This window comes from Salinivibrio sp. ML290 (assembly GCF_001995695.1).
GTDB classification, from domain to species: Bacteria; Pseudomonadota; Gammaproteobacteria; order Enterobacterales; family Vibrionaceae; genus Salinivibrio; species Salinivibrio siamensis.
Genome location: NZ_MUEY01000031.1, coordinates 1 through 2,323, shown reverse-complemented (window position 1 = coordinate 2,323; position 2,323 = coordinate 1). Strand labels below are relative to the sequence as shown.

General features: G+C 43.4%; 3 protein-coding genes. All 3 read left to right on the top strand.

The genetic code is table 11. The features are described from left to right. Positions 1-152 precede the first annotated feature (152 nt). Genes BZG23_RS16880 through BZG23_RS16805 form a run of 3 tightly spaced genes read left to right on the top strand, consistent with a single transcriptional unit; the run spans position 153 to position 2,252 of the window. The gene (locus BZG23_RS16880; protein WP_077607555.1) at positions 153-932 is read left to right on the top strand and encodes an RHS repeat-associated core domain-containing protein; all 780 of its coding nucleotides are present in this window, start codon (positions 153-155) and stop codon (positions 930-932) included. Further along, positions 932-1,273 (top strand): hypothetical protein, encoded by a 342-nt coding sequence (locus BZG23_RS16295; RefSeq protein WP_077607554.1) that lies wholly within the window; start codon positions 932-934, stop codon positions 1,271-1,273. Before BZG23_RS16880 ends, BZG23_RS16295 begins: the two co-directional genes overlap by 1 nt. A gap of 34 nt (positions 1,274-1,307) precedes the next feature. Then, entirely contained in the window at positions 1,308-2,252 is a 945-nt protein-coding gene (locus tag BZG23_RS16805) for an RHS repeat domain-containing protein (protein ID WP_443216299.1), read from the top strand. Positions 2,253-2,323: the final 71 nt, after the last annotated feature.

Genomic DNA, 2,323 nt, shown 5'->3' with positions numbered 1-2,323 from the left:
TTCTAATGATTTGGATAACCTATTTTCTATAGATAAATCCAAAACCATTGAAGATTTTATTAATAAACTTCAGTGTGATGAATGTGAAGATTTATATAAGAAAGTTATATCTGAAAGTAAAGAAAGTTCAAATTAGTTAGTGGGAAGGGTTACTGCTACGTACCGCTGGTGAACAAAGCTACACTTACATAACCAACCACCTTGGCCATGTCACCGCAGTCTATAACCAAAWTGGCTATAAGGTAGAAAGTCACCACTACTCACTCTACGGAACAGCCAGCGGTGACGCATTTTCGCAACAACCGTTTGGATTCTCCACCAAGCGTAATGACTTTGCCTCGGGGCTGGTTTACTTTGGTTACCGGTTTTATGTACCGCATCTGGGAAGATGGCGGAATCGTGATCCATTGCAGGAAGCGGGAGGGATTAACCTTTACGCTTATGTCAATGGGGATCCGCTGGGGTATGTGGATCCGGATGGGCGGTTTGGTATTGCTGGAGGTATTTATGGCGGGATATCTGGTGCTGTAGGCGGTGCAATCTCAGGTGGTTGGAGTGGTGTTTTACCTGGAGCATTAGCTGGTGCAGGAGTTGGGTTTTTTAATCCATTTGCAGCCAATGCCGCAGGCGCTGCAGCTGGAGCGGTAGTTGCTAGCTTAGCTGGACAAGCTGCAGGACTTGGTTTTTCTGGTAAAGATCCAAGCGACCTCTGTAATTATGATTTAGGCGCAGCTTTAGGTGCTGGAATTGCCGGAGCTGTTGCTGGGCCAACTGGAGCGGCTCTAGGGCGTTATTTACCCCCGTTTAGATATCGAATTATTGGTAGAGATATGTCATTACCTGGAATATCCCGAAAACCAGGGGAAACAATTGGCTCTGTAATTGAGGGGGCTATAGTGGGTACCGGAGAACGATTAGGGAGCAATAATTAATGATTTGGTTATATACAACTATATATATATTGTTTTTTTCGGCTTTTATGTTTTTTGCTGTTCATGTATATGGCCAGGTTTTGTTAGGCATATCTCGTTTTAACGGATTTTTAAAAATAGCATTGTCGGCGTTATTTTGGCTTTTGATATCAATCCTGTCACTAATGGTTATTTTAGGGGTGTTTTATATTATTGATGATAGCTTTGATTATTTAAAAGATAATACATTATATTTTATATATTTAATCTTTGGATATTTGGTGATTTTTTTTCCATCGTGGGGGTGTTTTTCAAAAAAATATAAAAGAGTGTTAAATAGTTTGGGTTATAAATTTAAGTAATTGCTGATTTGATAGGCCCGATTTCAGATAGTAAGTGCGATATTCATCGGGAACCCGACTAGCTGGGGTGTTGCTACGAAAAGCTGGTGAACAAAGCTACACTTACGTAACCAACCACCTTGGCCATGTCACCGCAGTATATAACCAAAGTGGCGATAAGGTAGAAAGTCACCACTACTCACTCTACGGAACCGCCAGCGGTGACGCATTTTCGCAACAACCGTTTGGATTCTCCACCAAGCGTAATGACTTTGCCTCTGGGCTGGTTTACTTTGGTTACCGTTTCTATGTACCGCATCTGGGAAGATGGCTGAATCGTGATCCATTGCAGGAAGCGGGAGGGATTAACCTTTACGCTTATGTGAATGGGGATCCGCTGGGGTATGTGGATCCCGATGGGCGGAATCCTATCGTCGGTGGTGCAATTGCCGGAGGTGCAATTGCTGGCCCTCCTGGTGCTATTGTTGGTGGGCTGATTGGTGCTNAAGCGGGAGGGATTAACCTTTACGCTTATGTGAATGGGGATCCGCTGGGGTATGTGGATCCCGATGGGCGGAATCCTATCGTCGGTGGTGCAATTGCCGGAGGTGCAATTGCTGGCCCTCCTGGTGCTATTGTTGGTGGGCTGATTGGTGCTGGAACAGGTATAGCATTATGTGTTGCGACTGATTTATGTAATTTTAATGAGTCGGCTGATGATGGCAAAAATTTTCCAGAGCCAGGCAAGCCTAAAGAAAAAGATGGTTTCTTTCCACCTAAAAAGCCACCTAAGAGCTGCGATAAATCGGGGCGAGTAAAAAATCCTAATGGTATAGGGAAAGGTTGGGAAGATGAAAATGGTCATGTGTGGGTACCTACTRGTGGGAAAGCAGATCATGGTGGGGATCATTGGGATGTCCAAATCCCGCCTAAAGCAGGTCAGAAAAATGGTGGAAAATATGATGTTTATCCGGGTGGACATGTAAGAGGGAAAAAATGAAGAATATACAAGTAATTACAGATTCTATTAATTGTGTATATGACATTTTTAGAATCAGCGATGAAGAATAT

What these genes read in the sequence shown, in the direction of transcription:
- BZG23_RS16295 (WP_077607554.1), top strand. Translation starts at nt 932, where the DNA reads ATGATTTGGTTATATACAACTATATATATATTGTTTTTTTCGGCTTTT.